The sequence below is a fragment of the Mannheimia sp. USDA-ARS-USMARC-1261 genome (genome assembly GCF_000521605.1).
GTDB classification, from domain to species: Bacteria; Pseudomonadota; Gammaproteobacteria; order Enterobacterales; family Pasteurellaceae; genus Mannheimia; species Mannheimia indoligenes.
In genome coordinates, this window is the sequence record NZ_CP006942.1 from 1,360,640 (window position 1) to 1,382,090 (window position 21,451).

Genomic DNA, 21,451 nt, shown 5'->3' on the forward strand with positions numbered 1-21,451 from the left:
GACTAAATAACCAACTGATTAAGGTGCAGATTTTTTATGACTAAATACAACCAATCTTTCAAACAACAAGTGATCGAATTTTATCTTCAAAATGGGAAAAATCGATCACTCACTCGTCAGCATTTTCAGCTTGCCAAAACAACTCTAGAACGTTGGATTAGCCAATATAATCATAATGGTTTCAATGGGTTAGCTGTTTTAGGCAAAAGGCGGATTTACTCATCCGAATTTAAATTATACGTTGTACAAACGGTCAAAAACAGACAATTTTCCGCAGAATATGCTACTCTTTATTTTAATTTTTCCAATTCAGGTATCATCAGTCAATGGTTGCAAGCCTTTGATAAACAGGGTATAAACGGCTTATTCCCCAAACCCAAAGGTCGCCCGACAATGAAACCCAAATACCCGAAAATGCCACCGCCACCCAAAACCGAAGAAGAACGTTTGCGTTACCGTATTTTAGAGCTGGAAGCGGAGAATGCTATCCTAAAAAAGTTGCAGGAACTCAACCAAGCCAAAATGCGGAAAAAGCAAATGTCGTAAAATTGTTGCGAAATCACTTTCCGCTTGAAATACTATTGCAACTTATCGGTTTAAAACGCAGTACTTATTTTTATCATCTTGCCGCTAAAGTGGATAAAAATGCCGTGATTGAGCAGAAAATAGCTGAGATTTATCACGAAAACAAAGGTAACTACGGTTATCATCGTATTACGTTAGTGTTGCGTAGAATATGGACCGTCAACCACAAAAAAGTCCAAGCGATAATGCAAAAATTGGGCTTACAAGGGAAATTCAAACGCCGGAAATATCGCTCATATCAAGGCGAAGTAGGCAAAATAGCAGAGAATGTATTGGAAAGAAATTTTTCGGCTACTGCCCCAAACGAGAAATGGGCGACAGACGTGACCGAGTTCAAATGTGTGGAGGGTAAGCTCTATTTATCGCCAATCAAGGATTTATTCAATGGTGAAATTATTGCCTACGATTTAGCCGAAAGCCCAAACTTTGAGCAAATTAACCGAATGATGAGCCAAGCTGTCGCAAGGCTTAACGGTGCAAAACCGATACTGCATTCCGACCAAGGTTGGCAGTATCAGATGTCATGTTTTCAGACAATTTGTCAACAAAACGGCATCAGGCAAAGTATGTCGAGAAAAGGAAACTGCTTGGATAATGGGGCAATGGAGAGTTTTTTCGGGCGGCTCAAAACGGAATGTTATTTTGGCAAGAAGTTTGAAACTTTTGCCGAACTGAAGAAAGCTATTCACGATTACATTCATTACTACAACAATGAGCGTATTCAAGTGAAACTAAAAGGACTAAGCCCTGTGGAATACAGAACTCAGTCCTTGAATTAAATGAGTCTAACTTTTTGGGGGCAGATCAAAACTAAATCCTTTTTTCATTTCTATCTTACCGATAATTTCTCTAACTCAGTAAAATAGGTCGGGAAGGTTTTTGCCGTACAGTTTGGATCTAAAATCGTTACTGGTGTATTAGACAACGCAATTAATGAAAAACACATCGCCATTCGGTGATCGTTATAAGTTTCAATTTCTGCGTGTTGGAATTTATCCAATTCAAGAGGTTGAATACGGATAAAATCTTCACCTTCTTCAACAATTGCCCCGATTTTGCGTAATTCCGTAGCCATTGCAGTTAAACGGTCAGTCTCTTTTACCCGCCAATTGTAGATATTACGAATAACCGTTTCTCCTTCCGCAAATAAGGCAGTGGTAGCAATCGTCATTGCCGCATCAGGAATATGGTTCATATCCATATCCACACCTCTTAACGGGGCTTTCTCTGCTTGGATAAAATCCTCACCCCAAGTGATTTTTGCCCCCATTGCCTCTAATACATCAGCAAACAAGCTGTCGCCTTGTATTGATTTTTTACCAATGCCCGTAACCTTAACATTACCTTTAATCGCCCCGGCGGCTAAGAAATAAGAAGCAGAGGAGGCATCGCCTTCCACCAGATAATTGCCTTGTGGTGCGATATAGGTTTGATTGCCTTTTACTGAAAATATGTGATAATCACGGTTTTCAACGGTTATCCCAAAATCCTTCATCATTGATAGCGTAATATCAATATAAGGTTTTGATACCAGATCACCAATAATTTCAATTTCCATATCATTTTCAGCTAAAGGTGCAGACATCAATAATGCGGTTAAGAACTGGCTGGAAATTGAGCCATCAATTTGTACTTTTCCACCATTTAAACCACTATTTGTGATGGCTAATGGCGGATAGCCTTCATTTTCTAAATATTCTACTTCTGCCCCAACTTGGCGTAACGCATCAACTAAATGCTTGATTGGGCGTTCTTTCATTCGAGGCTCACCTGTCAAAATAATTTGAGCCCTATTCTCCCCTTTTAAGCACAACGCGGCAGCTAATGGTCGCATTGCCGTACCGGCATTCCCTAAAAAGAGCGATAAGCCATTTTGAGCTTGAAAAGCTCCACCAATACCTTGTACTTCACAAACAGTCTTATCTTCTGAAAGCTCATAATTTACACCTAAGGCTTTTAACGCATTAAGCATATGGCGAATATCATCGCTATCTAATAAGTTCGTAACTCGAGTTGTACCTTTAGCTAATGCTGCCAGTAATAATGCACGGTTAGACAGGCTTTTTGAACCGGGTAAGTTGATTTCACCTTCTACTCGGGAAATTGGATTTAATGTTAATTTTTCCATTTGTTTTTATAATTTGTAAAATTTTGATAAAAAGAAACCGCTTGTTAAGCCAACACTTTCAACAAAGCAGTAAAAAATCTGTCATTTTCTGCCGGCAGCCCGATACTCACACGCAAATGATTTGGCATTCCATAGCCTGCAATTGGGCGAACAATCACGCCTTCACGCAATAAGGCTTCATAAATTGAAGCGGCAGGGCGTTTAAAATCAATGGTAATGAAATTGCCCTTAGATGGAATATATTCTAATCCGTTTGCTTGGCAAAATGCCTCATATCGAGCCATCTCCAGGCGGTTATTTTTTGCGACTTTCTGCACAAAATCATCGTCATTCATTACGGCAATCGCAGAAGCTAGTGCAAGGCTGTTGCAGTTAAACGGTTGGCGAACACGATTTAATAAGTCCGCAATTTCAGGATTGGACACCGCATAACCAATACGAAGCCCAGCTAAACCATAGGCTTTAGAAAGTGAGCGAGAAACAATTAAATTCGGATATTTTGCTGATAAGCCGAAAGAATCAATTCTTTCTTCTACAGCCGTAAATTCAGTATAAGCCTCATCTAACACCACAAGAACATTGCTTGGCACTTTTGCTAAGAAAGTCTCAATTTCAGCTTGCGTTAAGAAGTTACCTGTTGGATTATTTGGATTGGCAATAAAAATTAGCTTGGTTTTTTCGTTGATCGCCGCTAAAAAGCCCTCTAAATCGTGCCCCCAATTTTTAGCAGGAATTTCACGAGCAACGGCATTAATAGCTTTGGTAACCAGTGGGTAAACAATAAACGCGTATTGTGAATAGATAATTTCATCTTTATCGCTGGCAAAGGTATGAGCAAATAGTTCTAATAAATCATTTGAACCATTACCTAAAGTAATTTGATTTGGCTGTAGGTTGAATTTTTTTGCGATAGTCGATTTAAGCTCAAACCCGTTTGAATCAGGGTAACGCGTTAAATCATCAAGTTGGTTGATAATCGCCTGTTTAGCACTTTCAGGGAAACCAAACGGATTTTCATTTGAAGCCAGTTTGATGATATTTTGAATACCCAATTCACGTTCTAATTCCTCAATAGGCTTTCCTGCTTGATAAGGCGAAAGCGATTTCACCCCTTCATTGGCGATGTTGAAAAATTGCATAATAACCTCTGTTTTTCTTATTAAAATATCACGTGATTTTAGTAGAGAAAGGATTATTTTACCAGTAAAAGTTTTGTTACAACTGGAAAGAAATAAGTACAGATTAATGCTTTGCCTTATTGGTAAAAAATTAATGAAAAACGACCGCTTGTAAACAAAAAAACCGAGAACAAGTTGCTCTCGGTTTTTTTAACTTATCTATTAGTGTTCCGCTTTAGTATCAGCAAGGGAATCACCAATATTGTTATCCTTAGTTGGCTTATCATCTATGATAGAAGTAGTATCTGCAGCTTGCTCACCACTTGGTGGCGTTGCATTGTCATCTTTGGTTGGTGTATCACTCCAACCTGATGGTTCTCCAACCGGGCGACGAGCCATTAAGTCATCAATTTGTTTACTATCTAAGGTTTCGTATTTCAATAAGGCATCTTTCATTGCGTGTAAGATATCCATATTTTCTTCTAACGTTTGCTTCGCACGTTGATAGTTTCTATCAATGATCTTACGCATTTCGGTATCAATGAGCTTTTGCGACTCTTCAGATACACCTTTAATCGCCCCCATTCCGTCTTCATTTTGGTAGAAGATCGGACCGAGTTCTTTCGAGAAACCCCATTGCGTTACCATTGCTCGTGCAATTTGGGTTGCACGATGGATATCAGAAGATGCCCCAGTGGTGATTTTATCTTCCCCGAAAATCAAACCTTCAGCGATACGACCTGCAAATAAAGTTGAAAGCTGACTTTCTAATTTGGTGAAGGTCTCACTTACACGGTCGCCTTCCGGTAAGAACTGTGCAAAACCGAGTGCTTGGCCGCGAGGTACAATCGTTACTTTATTTAATGGATCGTGTTCCGGCATTAAATAACCGACAATAACGTGTCCTGCTTCGTGGTAAGCCGTGTTGATAATCTCTTTTTCCGTCATCGTATTTGAACGACGTTCCGGACCCATATTAATTTTATCACGAGCTTCTTCAAAATCTTCCATCGTTACTACACGCTTATTTTTACGTGCTGCGAACAATGCTGCTTCATTCACTAAGTTTGCTAATTGAGCACCTGAATAACCCGGTGTACCACGAGCAATTTGCATTGGATCAACACCTTCTGCAAGCGGTACTTTTTTCAAGTGAACTTTCAAGATCTGCTCACGACCTTTTACATTCGGCAAATCAACTGTTACTTGGCGGTCAAAACGTCCCGGACGGGTTAAAGCGTCATCAAGCACATCAGCACGGTTAGTTGCGGCGATAATAATCACACCTTCCGAACCTTCAAAACCGTCCATTTCTACTAGCATTTGGTTAAGCGTTTGCTCTCGCTCATCGTGTCCGCCACTAAAGCCTGCTCCGCCACGTTTACGACCTACTGCGTCAATCTCATCAATGAAAATGATACAAGGGGCATTTTTCTTCGCTTGGTCAAATAAATCACGCACACGCGAAGCACCCACACCAACGAACATTTCAACGAAATCCGAACCAGCCATCGTAAAGAACGGCACGCGAGCTTCACCGGCAATTGCTTTTGCCAATAAGGTTTTACCTGTTCCCGGAGGTCCAACCATTAAGATCCCTTTTGGGATACGTCCGCCTAGTTTTTGGAATTTGCTTGGATCACGCAAGAATTCAACGACTTCACCTACTTCTTCTTTCGCTTCATCGCAACCGGCAACATCAGAGAAACGGGTTTTGACTTCATCTGCTGTCAGCATTTTCGCTTTGCTTTTACCAAAGCCCATTGCACCTCGACCACCCCCGCCTTGCATTTGTCGCATATAGAAGATGTAGAAGCCGATCAATAGCAACATTGGGAACCACGAAATCAAGATTTGCGATAACAAACCACGACGCTCTGCCGGTTGCCCTGTAATCACCGCATTGGTTTTAGCCAAGTCCGCCATCAGATATTCATCATACATTGGCATTACGGTTTGGTAAGTTGCACCATCGTTCTTGGTAACCACAATAGTGTCGTCATTCTGTTTGAAATCGACCCCTTTTAAGCGATTTTCTTTAATATCACTCAAAAAAGTCGAATATGGCACAGTGTTTGAAGCTCCACCAAAATTAGAATTGAAGCCTTCGTAGGCAGTCATCATTACAATGGCAACCACCACCCAAAGCAAAATATTTTTAACCATATCGTTCAAGGTTAATCTCCTATCTTCTTAATAAAAACTGTTTAAGGTTACTATAAAAGCGGTTAAATTTCTTAACTTTTTTGCAAAATTTTAGCAAAAACAAACGCTTGTGTGGTTTCTAGCCTTTATAGCCTGTTGCAACTATATAAACTTCTCGAGAACGATCTCGTGAAGCTTCCGGTTTTCTGACTTTTACTACACTAAATAGCGAACGAATTTCTCTGAGATATTCATCAAATCCTTCGCCTTGAAACACTTTTACCACAAAACTACCTTTGGGTGCTAATACTTGACGGCACATATCTAATGCTAATTCCACCAGATACATTGCACGAGGAATATCAACAGAAGGCATACCGCTAAAATTAGGTGCCATATCAGACATTACCACATCAACTTTTTCTTCCCCAACACGTTCTAATAACGCGTTCAGAACAGATTCTTCACGGAAATCGCCTTGTAAAAAATCAACCCCGACAATCGGGTTCATATCTAAAATATCGCAAGCAATAACTCTGCCTTTACTGCCAATTTGTGTAACCACATATTGCGACCAACCGCCTGGTGCCGCTCCTAAATCCACAACTGTCATACCCGGTTTAAATAAACGGTCAGTTTGTTGAATTTCATCTAATTTGAAATATGCACGTGAACGTAATTTTTGTTTATGTGCTTTTTGTACAAATTGATCTTTAAAATGTTCCGCAAGCCAGCGAGAGGAACTTGCACTACGTTTTCTACCCATTTTTCTTTTTGTTTAGTTAATCCAAGAATTAATAATAAGGTTTAAATTAGCGAATTCAAGAGATAATGAAAAATTAATCTTCGTCAGCTCTTGAATATTAATATTTATTGTTCTTAAGGAACAATTACGGTAAATACATAAGTCGCTAAAATTATGAGTAATACAATACCATAAAGTATATTGGTTTGACCGTGATTAAGCGAAAGCATTGCCACAAAAGATGAAAGCGAAAGTAAGACCATTGATTTCCAGTCTAACCCTAACACCATATTGATGTCATATAATACGCAAACAATAGCTACTGCCGGAATAGTCAAGCCAATACTTGCAACCGCAGAGCCTAGTGCAAGGTTTATGCTAGTTTGTAAACGGTTGCGGCGTGCTGCTGTTAATGCGGCTAATCCTTCCGGTAATAATACCACTGCTGCAATAATTACCCCAACTAAAGCCACCGGAGCCCCTGCACCTAACACCATTTGTTCAATAGATGGCGAGAGTGCTTTCGCTAGAAATACAACAATACCTAAGCAAATAATTAAAAATAATAAACTTGTTAGTGCTACTTTCATTGAAGGTGGTTCTGCGTGATGCGATGGGTTATCATCATCTTCAACTAAGAAATAATCACGGTGGCGAACCGTCTGAATTAAAATAAATGATGCATAAAGCACAATAGAGGCAATTGCGACAAAAATTAATTGAGATGGGCTATAAGTTGCACCTTCTGTACTTGTGGTAAAGTTTGGTAATACTAAAGTGATCACTAAAATAACAACTAAAGTTACTAATGCAGTGCTGGCTGATTTTTGACTGAAAAATTGCTCACGATGCTTTAATCCACCAATTAATAAACAACCACCTAAAATACCGTTTAGAATGAGCATTATTGCCGCAAAAACGGTATCACGGGCTAAATACGCGGTATTATCTCCGCCGGCAACCATCAATGATACAATAAGCGATACCTCAAGCACGGTAATGGCTAATGCAAGAATAATAGTACCAAAAGGCTCGCCTACTTTATGTGCTACAACCTCTGCGTGATGAACCGCTGATAAAACACTCCCAATCAGAAAAGCACCTGCGACTAATTGCAAAACCAGGCTTTCTTTTATGCCGACAAAATAGATAATCCAAGCTGCAATAGGTAATAAAAGCGACCAAATAGGCAAAGGCTGATGACCTTTTTGTACTGTTGGCATAAATTCTCCTTAATATTAATTAGTTACGTACTCCATTTTGTCATTCTATCAAAAAGATTTTTAGTTGTAGAGAAATATAAGAAATAAGTAATACCTATTTATTCCATAATCCGCTAAATCTTCTCTTAAAAAATCATAAAACGCAGTCCAAACGGAATTTTTTGCTCCAATAAATGAAATTATTGAATAAAAAGAGTAAAATATCGCAAAAATCACGCTTTGGCATATCATTTAAATATCTTGCTAAAGTAACACATTAATTAAATAAGGATCTTTTATGACTCAACTGAGCGTTGTAATTTTAGCAGCGGGTAAAGGCACTCGTATGTATTCAGATTTACCAAAAGTGTTGCACCCGGTTGCCGGTAAACCGATGGTAAAACACGTTATTGATACTGCAAAACAGTTGGATGCCAAACAAATTCATTTAATTTACGGACACGGTGCGGATTTATTAAAAACACGCTTAAGTGAAGAGCCTGTAAACTGGGTATTCCAAGCCGAGCAATTAGGCACAGGGCACGCAATGCAACAAGCTGCCCCATTTTTTGCTGATGATGAAAATATTGTGATGCTCTATGGCGATGCTCCATTGATTACCAAAGCTACCTTAGAACGTTTAATTGCGGCTAAACCTGAAAACGGTATTGCACTATTAACTGTTGAATTGGAAAACCCGACCGGATACGGACGTATTATTCGTGAAAACGGCTCAGTAGTTGCTATTGTTGAACAAAAAGATGCAAACGAAGAACAACTTAAAGTGAAAGAAGTAAACACCGGTGTAATGGTAGCAAGTGGTGCAAGTTTCAAAAAATGGTTGAAAAACCTCAATAATAACAACGCACAAGGCGAATATTACATTACTGATGTGATCGCAATGGCAAATCAAGACGGTTTCAAAGTACAAGCAGTTCAAGCCACTGAATTTATGGAAGTGGAAGGGGCAAATAATCGCCTGCAACTTGCTGCATTAGAACGTTTCTATCAAAAACGTGAAGCGGAAAAATTATTGCTTGCCGGCGTGACAATTATCGACCCAACTCGCTTTGATATTCGTGGTACTGTCACCCACGGTAAAGATGTCTCTATTGATGTGAATGTCATTTTAGAAGGCGAAATCAAGCTAGGCAACAACGTGAAAATCGGTGCCGGCTGCGTGCTGAAAAATTGTGAAATTGGCGATAATGTGGAAATCAAACCTTATTCTGTGCTTGAAGATTCAGTAGTAGGTGCGAAATCTGCTATCGGCCCATTCTCTCGCTTACGCCCGGGTGCGGAATTAGCGGAAGAAACCCATATCGGCAACTTCGTTGAAATCAAAAAAGCGACTATCGGAAAAGGTTCTAAAGTGAATCACTTAACCTATGTGGGCGATGCAGAAGTAGGTAAAGATTGTAATATCGGTGCAGGTGTGATCACTTGTAACTACGATGGTGCAAACAAATTCAAAACTATTATCGGCGATAATGTATTTGTTGGTTCAGATAGTCAATTAGTCGCCCCTGTTACTATCGCCAGCGGCTCAACCATCGGTGCCGGTGCTACGGTAACCAAAGATGTGGGCGAAAATGAGCTTGTTATCAGCCGTGTACCACAACGCCACATTCAAGGCTGGCAACGCCCAACCAAAAAGAAATAATACAAGCGGTTAAATTCTGCTGATTTTTTGCAAAAGCCTCTGTGTTTTCACAGAGGCTTTATTTTTGTGTACATAGAAAAGTAAGGGAGAACAAATTGTTCTCCCTTAATGACTATATTACTCCCACTCAATCGTTGCTGGAGGTTTTCCGCTAACATCATACACTACGCGGGAAATGCCGTTCACTTCGTTGATGATACGGTTGGAGATTTTACCTAATAAATCATAAGGCAAGTGAGCCCAATGTGCGGTCATAAAGTCGATGGTTTCAACAGCTCGTAAGCTCACAACCCAGTCGTATTTACGTCCATCCCCCATTACTCCGACCGATTTCACTGGCAGGAATACAGTAAAGGCTTGGCTAACTTTGTAATACCAGCCTGAGTTGTATAACTCTTCAATGAAAATTGCATCGGCTTTACGCAGTAAATCACAGTACTCTTTCTTGATTTCACCAAGTACACGTACACCTAAGCCAGGACCAGGGAATGGGTGGCGGTTCAGCATTTCAGCCGGTAAGCCGAGTGCCAAGCCGATTTTACGTACTTCATCTTTAAATAATTCACGCAATGGTTCAACTAAGCCGAGCTTCATATAATCCGGCAAACCGCCCACATTGTGGTGTGATTTAATCACGTGTGCTTTACCTGTTTTACTTGCGGCGGATTCGATTACATCAGGGTAGATTGTGCCTTGTGCTAACCATTTTACTGAGGTTAATTTTTTCGATTCATCATCGAACACGTCCACGAAAACTTTACCGATCGTTTTACGTTTCGCTTCCGGCTCATCAATGCCTTTTAACGCATCCAAGAAACGATCTTCCGCATTGACACGGATAATGTTTAAGCCGAATTTATCTCCAAACATTTCCATTACTTGATCGCCTTCGTTTAAACGGAGCAAGCCGTTATCCACGAATACGCAGTGTAAGTTTTTGCCGATAGCACGGTGTAATAATAATGCCGTTACAGACGAATCTACTCCACCTGATAAACCTAAAATTACCTCATCATCGCCCACTTGCTCTTTAATACGAGCAACGGCATCTTCGATAATGTTTTCCGGTGTCCAGTTACGCTCACAGCCACAAATGCCTACCACAAAGTTGGTTAGAAGTTCTAAACCACTTTTTGTGTGTGTTACTTCAGGGTGGAACTGCACGCCATAGAAACGGCGGCTTTCGTCCGACATTGCCGCAATCGGGCAAGTTGGTGTAACGCCAGTTACTTGAAAACCTGCAGGTAAACGCGTTACTTTATCACCGTGGCTCATCCAAACATCTAATTTTGGCTCACTAGCGGTTAAATCATCGTTTAATTTTGCAAATAGGTTATCGGTTGCTTGTAATGCCACAGATGCATAACCAAACTCACGGTGATCGGAAGTTTCGGTTAAGCCACCTAATTGCATCGCCATCGTCTGCATTCCGTAGCATATACCAAGCACAGGCACACCTGCATTGAATACATATTCAGGGGCACGAGGGCTGTTTTCTTCAGTGGTACTCTCAGGTCCTCCTGAAAGAATAATCCCCGTTGGATTAAATTCACGGATCTGTTCTTCCGTTACGTCCCAAGCCCAAAGCTCGCAGTACACGCCAATTTCACGCACACGGCGGGCGATAAGTTGGGTATATTGTGAACCGAAGTCTAGGATAAGGATTTTGTGGTTGTGGATGTTAGTCATTTTCTTTCTCTGTTAATTTATAGATTATTCTTTACCGCGCTCTCTGAGTATATCTGCAATTTCTCTTAGTACCTGTTGATGTTTTTGCTCAAATTGATTAGGAGTTGAATAGTTTTGAAATGAAACAATACTAAAAATTGCACCAGGAATTGCATACAGCCATGTCAAAATATCAGATAAATTTCCTACTTTATAGCAACCATAAATAAACCCTAAAATCAAAACAGCAATAGATATGATTACAAATGGTTTTTTTTCTGTTTTCCTTCTATCCCTTTCAATTAGCAACCTTTGATTTCTGAATATTCTCTCATCAACTAGTTCTTCATTGGAACATTGAACTAATGGTTTCCCTACATTTATATTATTCTCTTGAATAATTATATCACCAGTCCCTAAGTGCTTAGCATCTCTGAATTTCATTCAAACTCCTATTTTTTATCTATGTTATTGTACACAAATAGTTAATATGTTTTACCATTCACACAAGCGATCGATTTTCCCAGATCTTTTGCAAAATACCCAAAATCTCATTCATATCCTTCCCCATATAATCCGCTAAACTTTGGTCTATCAACATTCGTTTTTCTTCATAGCCAATCACGGTTAAGCCAGCAGTTTTAGCGGATTTCATTCCGTAGTAGGAATCTTCAATCGCTACCGCATTTTCAGGGTTCACACCTAATTTTTCGCAGGTGTAGCGGTAAATAGTTGGGTCAGGTTTGCTGTGTTCAAACTGCTCGCCGCTGACGATAAAATCAAATTCATCTTTAATACCGCAGACGGTCAATATATTATCAATGTGCGATTTTGCCGATGAAGACGCCACTGCTAATTTAATATTATTTTGCTTGGCGAAATCAATGATCTTTTGAATATCGGCTCGGAAAATGGTACGGAAATCGACTGTGCTAAATAAATTTTGGAAAAAGGCATAGTAGCGGCTGCGGATTTCTTCAATCGGCAAGCTGGATTCACTTAATTTTTGCACAATCACCGGAATCTCTTTTAAACATTTCCCCACTACTTCGGATTGCTGTTCCAAGGTAATCGGGCGGTTATGTTCTTTGAGATCTTCAATAAACTGCTTTTGCAGTGAAAACTCAAGATATTCGGTATCGACAATCACGCCGTCCATATCAAAAATGATAGCTTGGAGCATAGAGACTCTCTTTACAAGCGGTTAATTTTTCGCAAAATATTACAATTGTTTGCAGGGGCGAAATATTTTTCGCCCTTTTACATTGGGTAAATTTTATAGGGCGAATAATGATTCGCCCCTACAACATTAGCCCATACGGTAGTTTGGTGCTTCTTTGGTAATAGTCACATCGTGAACGTGTGATTCTTTAATGCCCGCACCGCTAATACGTACAAATTGGGCTTTAGTGCGTAATTCTTCAATCGTCGCACAGCCGGTTAAGCCCATGCAAGAACGTAATCCCCCCATTTGTTGGTGGATAATTTCTTTTAATAAGCCTTTGTATGGAATACGCCCTTCAATGCCTTCCGGCACTAATTTGTCGGCGGCGTTATCTGATTGGAAATAGCGGTCGCTTGAGCCTTTGCTCATTGCTCCTAAAGATCCCATTCCACGGTAAGATTTAAATGCTCTGCCTTGGTAAAGTTCGATTTCACCCGGTGCTTCTTCCGTACCGGCGAACATTGAGCCAACCATCACACAGCTTGCACCGGCTGCAATCGCTTTAGAAATATCGCCTGAGTAACGAATACCACCGTCTGCAATTACAGGAATTCCACGCTCTTTTAATGCAGCTGCTGCATCGGCAATTGCGGTAATTTGTGGCACACCCACACCTGTTACGATACGAGTAGTACAAATTGAACCCGGACCAATCCCCACCTTCACCGCACTTGCACCGGCATCCGCTAACGCAATTGCTCCTTCAGCCGTTGCTACGTTACCTGCCACAATCGGGAGATCTGGATATTTTGCACGGGTTTCTCGCACACGTTGTAAAACACCTTCTGAATGACCGTGTGATGAGTCAATTAACAACACATCTACACCTGCTTTCACTAAGGCATCAATACGCTCTTCATTGCCCGGACCAGCACCGACTGCTGCCCCAACACGCAAACGTCCTAATTCATCTTTACACGCATTCGGCTTGCTTTCAGCTTTTTGGTAATCTTTTAAAGTGATCATCCCTTTTAATTTGAAGTCATCACTCACCACTAATACTTTTTCAACACGGTGTTCGTGCATTAAATGAAAAATTTCATCACGGCTTGCACCTTCTTTTACCGTAACTAAACGCTCTTTTGGCGTCATAAATTCACGCACGGTTTTGCTTAAATCGCTCACAAAGCGAGTATCACGCCCGGTGATAATTCCCACTAAATTTTGGTTTTCATCCACCACAGGATAGCCTGCAAAACCGTTTTGTTTCACGATATTCGCTAATTCAGCAAGAGTAATATCAGGAGAAACGGTTACCGGCTCAGAGACAATACCGCTTTCAAATTTTTTCACTTTACGCACACGATCAGCTTGGCGTTCAATCGACATATTTTTATGGATAAAACCAATGCCGCCTTCTTGGGCTAACGAGATCGCTAATTTGGTTTCGGTTACGGTATCCATTGCCGCAGATAACATTGGAATGTTTAAGCGAATGCTTTTAGTTAATTGAGTTGAAAGATCGGCTGTGTTTGGAAGCACTGTGGAGTGTGCTGGGACGAGAAGAACATCATCAAAAGTGAGTGCTTCTTGTTTGATACGTAACATTGCAATAATTCCTTAAAAAGTGATTAAAATGAAAAAACTGTATTGGAAAATTGCGAGCGGATTATACAGATAAAAATGTAAGTTGTAAACTTTCTAGGCAAACGTTTTCGCTATTTGTAAATAAAATAAACAAGCGGTTAGATTTCTCTTATTTTTTGCAAAAAAATGAGGAAATCTAACCGCTTGTAACCAAAAGGACATATTGCTACGTCCTTCCTTTGTATTAAGTTTTACGCTTCTTTTGTGGTTGGAAAATATTTTTCCTCATCAAATTCACGTAAAGGTTTGTGCTCCTGACCTAAGAAGGTGTAAATCACAGGCAGTACAAACAGGGTAAATAGTGTTCCAATCGCAAGACCTGCCACAATGACCATTCCCATACTGAAACGAGCAATCGCACCGGCACCTACCGCAAATAAAAGCGGAATTAAGCCCGCAATCATCGCTGCTGTTGTCATCATAATCGGACGTAAACGAATGGTTGCCGCATAAACAATAGCATCATAGCGAGATTTGCCGTGATTTAATTGCTCTTCTTTTGCCACTTCACACATCAAGATACCGTGTTTGGTGATTAAGCCAACAAGCGTAATCAAGCCCACTTGCGAGTAGATGTTGAGCGTGTAGCCTGCCGTCCAAATACTATTGGCAAATGCCATCATATCTTTAGAGCCTGTGCCGGCGGCAATTCCCATAAACAGTCCTTTCATTGCTGATGGAATGTTCATAACCAGTAATGCTCCACTTACTGCCAATGGAACAGAAACTAAGATTACTAGTGGATCACGCCAAGACTCAAACTGAATTGCCAGTACGATATAGATAATCACAACCGCAAGTGCAAATGTCATTGCCATTGCATTACCTTCTTGAATAAATTGACGAGACTCACCTCTAAAATCGTACTGATAACCAGTAGGTAAAGTGCGATCTAATTCTGCTTTCGCCCAATTTACGGCATCACCGATAGAACCGGATACTACACCGCCAATTGTCGCAGAGTTTAACTGGCTCATACGAGGTAATGAGGATGGTGAGGTAGTTAATTCCATTGTAACAAATGAACCTAGCGGAATAGATTCGCCAGTTGCAGTCGTAACATAGTAGTTCATTAAATCTTCAGGATTTAAACGGTCGTTACGTACTGCTTGCGATACAATTGGATAAGCACGAGAGTCAATATCGACACGGGTAATAATTGCACCCGATAAGAATGCCCCTAATGTACCACTTACTTGCTGCATCGTTACGCCATAAGCCCCCATTTTTTCACGGTCGAATTTCATATTCATCGTTGCCGTGTCAAATTTTAGGTCTAGGTTCGCAAAGAAGAACTGCCCAGATGCCTGTGCTTTTTTCAAGAACTCGGAAGCCACCACTGCTAATTTTTCATAGCTGTCTGCGGTTGTAATCACAAGTGAGAACGGTAAGCCGTTTTCGCCTGTTGAGATCTCAGGGAAAGCAATCGCATTTACGTCCATTGCAACTACTTTTTTCCCCAGAGCTGCAATTTCGTTTGAAATTTCTGCACGCTCACGAGTACGATCATTCCAATCTTTTAATGCGATAATCGATAATGCACTATTACCACCATTGAACCCTGAGATAGTCATAACCGATGAAACTTCAGAGACTTTAGATACTTCCTCAGTAAACGGAGCTAAGGCCGCTTCTGTATAATCTAAATTTGTGTTAGATGGACCATTCGAAATCCCTACAACGAAACCGCGATCTTCTGTTGGAGCAACTTCACTTGAAAGCGAGGTAAATAAGAACGGTAGGCTTGCAAAAATCAATACCGCAAAGAACAGCATAAAACCACGAACTGCCATTACCGCACTTAGCATATTGGTGTAGCAGCTTGTCATTTTATCTAGCGAGCGATGAACAAAGCGTGCAAAACGAGATTCTTCACCTTCTTTATGCTCTTTTAACACTCGGCTAGACATCATCGGTGAAAGCGTAAGAGCTGCAATTCCTGAAATAAATACCGCACCGGCAAGAGTTAAAGCAAACTCTTTGAAAAGTGTACCTGTTACCCCTGTCATTAATGCCATTGGGGAATATACTGCTGCTAATGTGATTGTCATTGAAATTACCGGTAAGGCAATTTCACGCGTACCAATAATTGCTGCATCAAATGGCGTTTTACCTTCTTTAACGTGGCGTTCTACGTTTTCAAGTACTACGATCGCATCATCTACTACTAAACCAATCGCTAATACTAACGCAAGTAAGGTTAGAAGATTGATTGAGAAGCCAAACATTTGAAGCAGGAACAATGCCCCGATAAGTGAAATCGGAATGGTAATGACGGGTACAATCATTGCACGGAGCGAACCTAAGAATAGGATAATCACAACTAATACAATAACGGTTGCTTCTAAAATAGTACGGATAACTTCATTGATTGAGCTATCAATTGCAATGGTTTTATCATAAACGATATCCCCTTGAATGCTATCCGGTAAGTTTCTCACGACCTGATCAAACATTGGGTAAATATCTTTTGCTACAGTCAATGAGTTAGCTGTAGCTGCAACTGAAACCGCTAAAACCACCGCTTCTTTGCCACTTACTGTTGCACGAGCAGCATCACTAGCTTTATCTAATTCTACGGTGGCAATATCTTTGAGTTTAATTGTTCTACCATCTGGTGTCGTTGAAACGGTAACTTGTTCTAGCTCTTGAACAGAAGGCGTTGTTGATAAAACTTTGTTTTTATATACCGTATAATAACCGTTAGCATTACCGGCTGCAGTTTGTAAGTTATTAGCACTTAATGCCGATAAAACCGCTGAGCCCGATAGCTTATTGCTCGCCATTTTATCCGGATCTAACCAAATGCGTAAGCCAAAAGTTGAACCATACACATCTACGCTTGAAACACCATTTACGGTAAAGAATTGCGGTTTAACCACACGGTTCAGGTAATCGGTTACTTGTGCCGTATTTAATTCATCAGACACAAATCGAATATACATTAACGCATCATTAGAACCGGTCGAAACTCTGATAGACGGGTCATCAATACCTCTCGGTAAATTAGAACGTACCGCATTCACTTTTGCCGAAATGTCTGAAAGTGCTGCATTCGGATCGGTATTTAACTTCATTTTCGCAGTAACTGTTGTCGTACTTGGCGAGCTTGATGAAGTCATATAGTCGATATTATCCGCTTGAGCGACCGCCTCTTCTAACTGTGAGGTAACAAGAGCTTGCATTAAACCGGCATCAGCACCTGAATAGTTCACGCTTACCGTTACAATAGAAACAGTCATCTCCGGATATTCACGCACCTGCAATTTTTCAATCGATTGTAAGCCTAAAATCGTAATGAGTAAGCTAATACAAACGGCTAAAACAGGGCGTTTAATAAAGATGTCAGTAAATTTCACTTACTACTCCATTAAAGTTTGCTGTTTTTTGCTGGTGTGCTAATACCAACGGCTTCAATATCAGACACTTTTACTAACGAGTTATTACTCAAACGTTGTAATCCACCCGTTACAATTAAATCACCTGCTTTCACGCCTTTCACTAATTGTGAATAATTACCTCTGCGGTCAGCGGTTTTCACTTCCGCTTGTTTTGCACGGTACATTTTATTTACATCTAAACTTGGATTTTGTGCTGCCATTTTATTAACCTTCTCTTTATCTTCCTCAGATAAAGGCTGCAACACATAAACCGTTTCACCATACATTGTATAAGCTACCGCAATTTGTGGCACAACAACCTGCTCTGTTTGAGTTGGTAACGCTACATTTAAACGTGCAAACATACCTGAAAGCAATTTTTCTTGCCCTTCCTCAATCACCGCTTCAACATTCATTAAACCTGTTAAACGATCAACGGCAGGATCAATTGCCACAATACGAGCAGGGAAAGTTTGTGCAGGTAACGCATCAATCTCTGCTGTTACTTTTTGACCAACCGAAACTTGCTCAACATTAGTTTGTGGAAGGGTAAAACGTACTTTCATAGAAGATTGATCTTCAACACGCACAATTTCAGTTCCCATTGTGATGTATTGTCCTACATTTACATTCACGATACCCGCCACACCACTAAATGGGGCATAGATTTGACGACGTTTGATAATTGAACGTAATGACTCAATATTCGCCAATAGTTGGTTATAAGTTGATTGAGCATTATCAAATTCTGCTTTTGAAGCACTGTTCGATGCAATCAAATTGCGATAACGTTCAAAATTGGCTTTAGCTGTTGAAAGCTGGGCTTCTGAAGCTCTTAAATTAGCAAGTTCGACGCTGCTGTCAAATTCAACTAAAAGATCACCTTTTTTCACACGCTGACCTGATGTAACCAGCACACGGCTTACCACACCTGAAGTTTCAGCACTTAACATCGCCCCTTGATTTGGGCGAATATAACCAACTGCTGAAATTGTGGGTGTCCATTCTTGTGTAGTAACCTGCATTGCCGTTACTTCACTAACAGATTCAGGCATATTTGCCGCAGCTTCTGTTTTTTTCATCGCCCCGATTTTTTGTAATCCTACGATTGCAGCAAATACAATCAATACAATTAACAATGTGAGTACAATTAAAAACTTTCTGCCTTTGCCCGGCTTCTGCGTTTCCGTTGTCATACATTCTCCGTAAATAAATAAAAAATAAACCTAAAAAGTAATTGCTTTCCAAGTGCGTAAAATAATCTCATCAAGATATGCTTCAAAATTACTGTCTTGATTGAGCTTTTGTAGATACTTAATATCTACCAATGTACCAATACTTAACGCATAGAGTAATTCATTTGGTAAATCTACAATTATTTTTTGCTTCTTACCTTCAAAAATTAACTTATTCCAAAATGAATTTTCATCTGCAATGGTTTCCCGAATTAGCTCATCAATTCCAACAACTGCCTGAAATTGTTTTACCAACTCCAATCGTTCTGTTAAAAACTGCCATTTCTTTTGCATCAATGCTTGATATTGCTGAAATAACTCCATTTCAGAGATAAACTCAAAAGACAAGTAATTGTTATAACATTCAAGCAATTGAGTTGCTAACCCGTGCAATAAATCATCTTTTGTTTTAAAGTAAAGATACAATGTACCCGAAGCAATACCTGCTTCTTTGGCAATATTACGCATTGAAAGGTTTTGTAAACCCTCATCTACGATTAGCTTTTCAGTGGCTGATAAGATACGATTTACCATCTCTTCTTTTGGCTCGATCCGCCTAGACATTTGATCTCCTAGCCTATAATGAACGGTCGTTCATTTTAGCCATTTTTAGGAAAAAAGAAAGCAGAAAAATCATAAAAATGATGAATAAATTCATTGAAAAAATTAAATTTTTTTGAACAAGCGGTCGGATTTCGTCAAAACTTTGCAAAAATCAGCCAAACAATAAGTCTGAATACTACTTTCTGCCTATTTTTATGCTACTATTGAAATATATCTTTAATATATCTTTTATCTATTTATGGCAACAAAATCTAAATATCATACAAAGCAATTTGATGCATTATTAGCCGATCTTATTGTAACTATTGAAAAGCACAAAGCTCCCGTTGATTTATCTTTAATGGCATTAGGTAATATGGTAACGAATATTTTAAGCGAAAATATTCAAAACCCCTCGCAGCGTGAAGCTCTTGCAGAAGCTTTTGCAGACGCACTAAAACAATCATTAAAAGCTAAATAACAATTATGTTTAAACGCCTACACGCTTTATTGCCGGCAAACTCCCGCCAATATCGGGACGCCACCTCACAGAAAATAACGTGGGGACACTGGTTTGCACTATTTAATATTGTGTTAGCGTTACTCATTTCGTCTCGTTATGCATTCAATGCAGACTGGCCAAATACTCTTGTCGGCAAACTTTACTTTTTTGTCAGCTTATTTGGGCATTTCAGTTTTGTTGTTTTTGCGGCTTTTCTACTAATTTTGTTTCCACTCAGTTTCATCATTAAAAATGACCGTACCTATCGAGGACTTTCGGTTATTCTTGCCACAATCGGGCAAACTGTTTTATTAGTTGATACTGAAGTCTTTAAGCAATTTTCTTTGCATTTATCACCGCTTGTATGGGATTTATTAGTCAATCCCGAAGAAGGTGAACTTACCCGAAAATGGCAACTATTATTTGTGCCAATGCCACTGATTTTATTAGCAGAAATGATTTACTCTCGTTGGTGTTGGCAGAAGCTGCGTAGCTTCAGTCGCCAAAAATGGGGAAAATATGTTGCGTTATTTTTCTTAGTAAGCTTTACTGCCACCCATTTAATCTATGCGTGGGCTGATATGAATGCTTATCGCCCGATTACCGCCCAAAAAGCGAATTATCCGTTGTCTCACCCGATGACCGCTCGTAACTTTTTAGAAAAACACGGATTTATTGATAGAGCGGAATTAGATCAAGAAATTGAAGAAAGCGGGCGTTTAGATACCTTTTTCTTAAATTATCCTAAGGCTTCTTTAGTCCCAACTCAGCAATCAAATACAAATATTTTATTAATTAATCTCTCAGGTTTGGCTAAAGAGATGATTAATGCTGAAAATATGCCTTATCTCTCCGAAGTCAGTCAGCACTCTTATCGCTTTATGAACCACTATAGCAGTGGCGATAACCATTCAGCAGGTGCGTTAGGGTTATTTTATAGTTTAAGTGGGAAATATTTAGATTCTGTATTGGCGGATAAAACCGTTTCACCATTAATTCAAGTTTTCAAAAAATCGAATTATCAGCTAGGGCTTTTCTCCCATAACGGATTTGCTGATCCGATTTATCATCAAGCTATTTTCTCTGGTATTTTATTACCTACAGCACATAGCAATGTTGGGGCAATTTCACAATGGAAAAGTTGGATTAGCAGTCGTTCGCTGGATAATCCGTTTTTTAGTTATTTGGATTTAAGTGTGCCATCAGCTGCATCTAGTCAAGATCAACAAAAACTATTCGATCTGCAATTCGCTGAAATTTGGCAACACTTAACGCAAAATGCATTATTAGGTAATACGTTGGTTATGATTACTTCTGATACTACCAACAATGACTCAACCGATGAAAATCCGTTTGCGAAGAAACACATTCAAGTTCCAATGCTATTTTATTGGCAAGGCGAAAGTAAAGAGTACAATTTCCTCTCAAGCCATTTAGATATTATGCCAACGTTATTAAGTGGCTTCTTTAAAGTGCAAAATCCGCTTAGCGATTATGCACAAGGTATTGATTTAAGTACCCAGAGCCAACGCCTGTGGGTCTCTAGCTCTAACCATAAATGGAATGTGGCAGTAATGCCGAATGGCGAGCAATACCATATTGATCGCAAAGGGAATTTCAAACATTTCAATGCAAATGGAGAAATAGAGAAAGACACTCGCCCACCGCTTGCTTTGTTCTTGCAAATGATTCAGCAAAGCAATCAGTTTATTGAGAAATAAAAAT

The 21,451-nt window shown here is 39.8% G+C and carries 16 protein-coding genes; 4 read left to right on the plus strand and 12 right to left on the minus strand.

From position 1 onward, the window contains the following. Window positions 1–36 precede the first annotated feature (36 nt). A protein-coding gene (locus X781_RS12015) for an IS3 family transposase (protein WP_144084204.1) occupies window positions 37–1,364 on the plus strand; the annotation gives its coding sequence in 2 pieces (ribosomal slippage) (window positions 37–484 and window positions 484–1,364; 1,329 coding nt in all). Between the two features lie 50 nt (window positions 1,365–1,414). Here the strand turns inward: X781_RS12015 and aroA are convergent. The 5 genes from aroA to X781_RS06640 form a co-directional block, all read right to left on the minus strand. Next, the gene (gene aroA, locus X781_RS06620) at window positions 1,415–2,713 is read right to left on the minus strand and encodes a 3-phosphoshikimate 1-carboxyvinyltransferase (RefSeq protein ID WP_025236104.1); all 1,299 of its coding nucleotides are present in this window, start codon (window positions 2,711–2,713) and stop codon (window positions 1,415–1,417) included. Between the two features lie 44 nt (window positions 2,714–2,757). After that, window positions 2,758–3,852 (minus strand): histidinol-phosphate transaminase, encoded by a 1,095-nt coding sequence (hisC, locus tag X781_RS06625; protein ID WP_025236105.1) that lies wholly within the window; start codon window positions 3,850–3,852, stop codon window positions 2,758–2,760. A 201-nt stretch (window positions 3,853–4,053) separates the two neighbouring features. After that, complete coding sequence (gene ftsH, locus X781_RS06630; protein WP_038644139.1) at window positions 4,054–5,997, minus strand: ATP-dependent zinc metalloprotease FtsH; 1,944 nt, start codon at window positions 5,995–5,997, stop codon at window positions 4,054–4,056. A gap of 118 nt (window positions 5,998–6,115) precedes the next feature. Next, a complete protein-coding gene (gene rlmE / locus X781_RS06635; RefSeq protein ID WP_025236107.1) occupies window positions 6,116–6,742 on the minus strand; it encodes a 23S rRNA (uridine(2552)-2'-O)-methyltransferase RlmE in 627 nt (208 codons plus the stop codon). A gap of 113 nt (window positions 6,743–6,855) precedes the next feature. Beyond that, on the minus strand, window positions 6,856–7,944 hold the full coding sequence (locus X781_RS06640) for a calcium:proton antiporter (protein WP_025236108.1): 1,089 nt from the start codon (window positions 7,942–7,944) through the stop codon (window positions 6,856–6,858). A 277-nt stretch (window positions 7,945–8,221) separates the two neighbouring features. Between X781_RS06640 and glmU the strand changes: the two genes are divergently transcribed. Next, the gene (gene glmU, locus X781_RS06645) at window positions 8,222–9,586 is read left to right on the plus strand and encodes a bifunctional UDP-N-acetylglucosamine diphosphorylase/glucosamine-1-phosphate N-acetyltransferase GlmU (protein ID WP_025236109.1); all 1,365 of its coding nucleotides are present in this window, start codon (window positions 8,222–8,224) and stop codon (window positions 9,584–9,586) included. 117 nt (window positions 9,587–9,703) lie between these two features. On the opposite strand, the gene guaA is transcribed toward glmU, so the two are convergent. From guaA to X781_RS06680, 7 genes are all read right to left on the minus strand, one after another. Then, the gene (gene guaA, locus X781_RS06650) at window positions 9,704–11,275 is read right to left on the minus strand and encodes a glutamine-hydrolyzing GMP synthase (RefSeq protein ID WP_025236110.1); all 1,572 of its coding nucleotides are present in this window, start codon (window positions 11,273–11,275) and stop codon (window positions 9,704–9,706) included. Window positions 11,276–11,299: 24 nt separating this feature from the next. After that, on the minus strand, window positions 11,300–11,698 hold the full coding sequence (locus tag X781_RS06655) for a hypothetical protein (RefSeq protein ID WP_025236111.1): 399 nt from the start codon (window positions 11,696–11,698) through the stop codon (window positions 11,300–11,302). A gap of 58 nt (window positions 11,699–11,756) precedes the next feature. Then, the gene (locus X781_RS06660; RefSeq protein WP_025236112.1) at window positions 11,757–12,437 is read right to left on the minus strand and encodes an HAD family hydrolase; all 681 of its coding nucleotides are present in this window, start codon (window positions 12,435–12,437) and stop codon (window positions 11,757–11,759) included. Window positions 12,438–12,563: 126 nt separating this feature from the next. Continuing rightward, window positions 12,564–14,027, minus strand: coding sequence for an IMP dehydrogenase (gene guaB, locus X781_RS06665; protein ID WP_025236113.1), 1,464 nt, complete (start codon window positions 14,025–14,027; stop codon window positions 12,564–12,566). A 230-nt stretch (window positions 14,028–14,257) separates the two neighbouring features. Continuing rightward, window positions 14,258–17,425 carry an efflux RND transporter permease subunit gene (locus X781_RS06670; RefSeq protein ID WP_025236114.1) on the minus strand — a complete coding sequence of 1,056 codons (3,168 nt, stop codon included), beginning with the start codon at window positions 17,423–17,425 and terminating at the stop codon, window positions 14,258–14,260. 11 nt (window positions 17,426–17,436) lie between these two features. Continuing rightward, window positions 17,437–18,642, minus strand: coding sequence for an efflux RND transporter periplasmic adaptor subunit (locus X781_RS06675; protein ID WP_025236115.1), 1,206 nt, complete (start codon window positions 18,640–18,642; stop codon window positions 17,437–17,439). Window positions 18,643–18,672: 30 nt separating this feature from the next. After that, the gene (locus X781_RS06680) at window positions 18,673–19,245 is read right to left on the minus strand and encodes a TetR/AcrR family transcriptional regulator (protein ID WP_025236116.1); all 573 of its coding nucleotides are present in this window, start codon (window positions 19,243–19,245) and stop codon (window positions 18,673–18,675) included. Between the two features lie 238 nt (window positions 19,246–19,483). On the opposite strand from X781_RS06680, the gene X781_RS06685 reads away from it, so the two are divergent. Then, window positions 19,484–19,705, plus strand: coding sequence for a YejL family protein (locus X781_RS06685; RefSeq protein WP_025236117.1), 222 nt, complete (start codon window positions 19,484–19,486; stop codon window positions 19,703–19,705). A 5-nt stretch (window positions 19,706–19,710) separates the two neighbouring features. Beyond that, window positions 19,711–21,447: a DUF3413 domain-containing protein gene (locus tag X781_RS06690; protein WP_025236118.1), complete on the plus strand. Its 1,737-nt coding sequence runs from the start codon at window positions 19,711–19,713 to the stop codon at window positions 21,445–21,447. Window positions 21,448–21,451: the final 4 nt, after the last annotated feature.

Excerpts from the sequence above, each read along its gene's own strand:
- aroA (WP_025236104.1), bottom strand. The coding sequence starts at position 2,713 with ATGGAAAAATTAACATTAAATCCAATTTCCCGAGTAGAAGGTGAAATC.
- hisC (WP_025236105.1), bottom strand. The coding sequence starts at position 3,852 with ATGCAATTTTTCAACATCGCCAATGAAGGGGTGAAATCGCTTTCGCCT.
- ftsH (WP_038644139.1), bottom strand. The coding sequence starts at position 5,997 with ATGGTTAAAAATATTTTGCTTTGGGTGGTGGTTGCCATTGTAATGATG.
- rlmE (WP_025236107.1), bottom strand. The coding sequence starts at position 6,742 with ATGGGTAGAAAACGTAGTGCAAGTTCCTCTCGCTGGCTTGCGGAACAT.
- X781_RS06640 (WP_025236108.1), bottom strand. The coding sequence starts at position 7,944 with ATGCCAACAGTACAAAAAGGTCATCAGCCTTTGCCTATTTGGTCGCTT.
- glmU (WP_025236109.1), top strand. The coding sequence starts at position 8,222 with ATGACTCAACTGAGCGTTGTAATTTTAGCAGCGGGTAAAGGCACTCGT.
- guaA (WP_025236110.1), bottom strand. The coding sequence starts at position 11,275 with ATGACTAACATCCACAACCACAAAATCCTTATCCTAGACTTCGGTTCA.
- X781_RS06655 (WP_025236111.1), bottom strand. The coding sequence starts at position 11,698 with ATGAAATTCAGAGATGCTAAGCACTTAGGGACTGGTGATATAATTATT.
- X781_RS06660 (WP_025236112.1), bottom strand. The coding sequence starts at position 12,437 with ATGCTCCAAGCTATCATTTTTGATATGGACGGCGTGATTGTCGATACC.
- guaB (WP_025236113.1), bottom strand. The coding sequence starts at position 14,027 with ATGTTACGTATCAAACAAGAAGCACTCACTTTTGATGATGTTCTTCTC.
- X781_RS06675 (WP_025236115.1), bottom strand. The coding sequence starts at position 18,642 with ATGACAACGGAAACGCAGAAGCCGGGCAAAGGCAGAAAGTTTTTAATT.
- X781_RS06680 (WP_025236116.1), bottom strand. The coding sequence starts at position 19,245 with ATGTCTAGGCGGATCGAGCCAAAAGAAGAGATGGTAAATCGTATCTTA.
- X781_RS06685 (WP_025236117.1), top strand. The coding sequence starts at position 19,484 with ATGGCAACAAAATCTAAATATCATACAAAGCAATTTGATGCATTATTA.
- X781_RS06690 (WP_025236118.1), top strand. The coding sequence starts at position 19,711 with ATGTTTAAACGCCTACACGCTTTATTGCCGGCAAACTCCCGCCAATAT.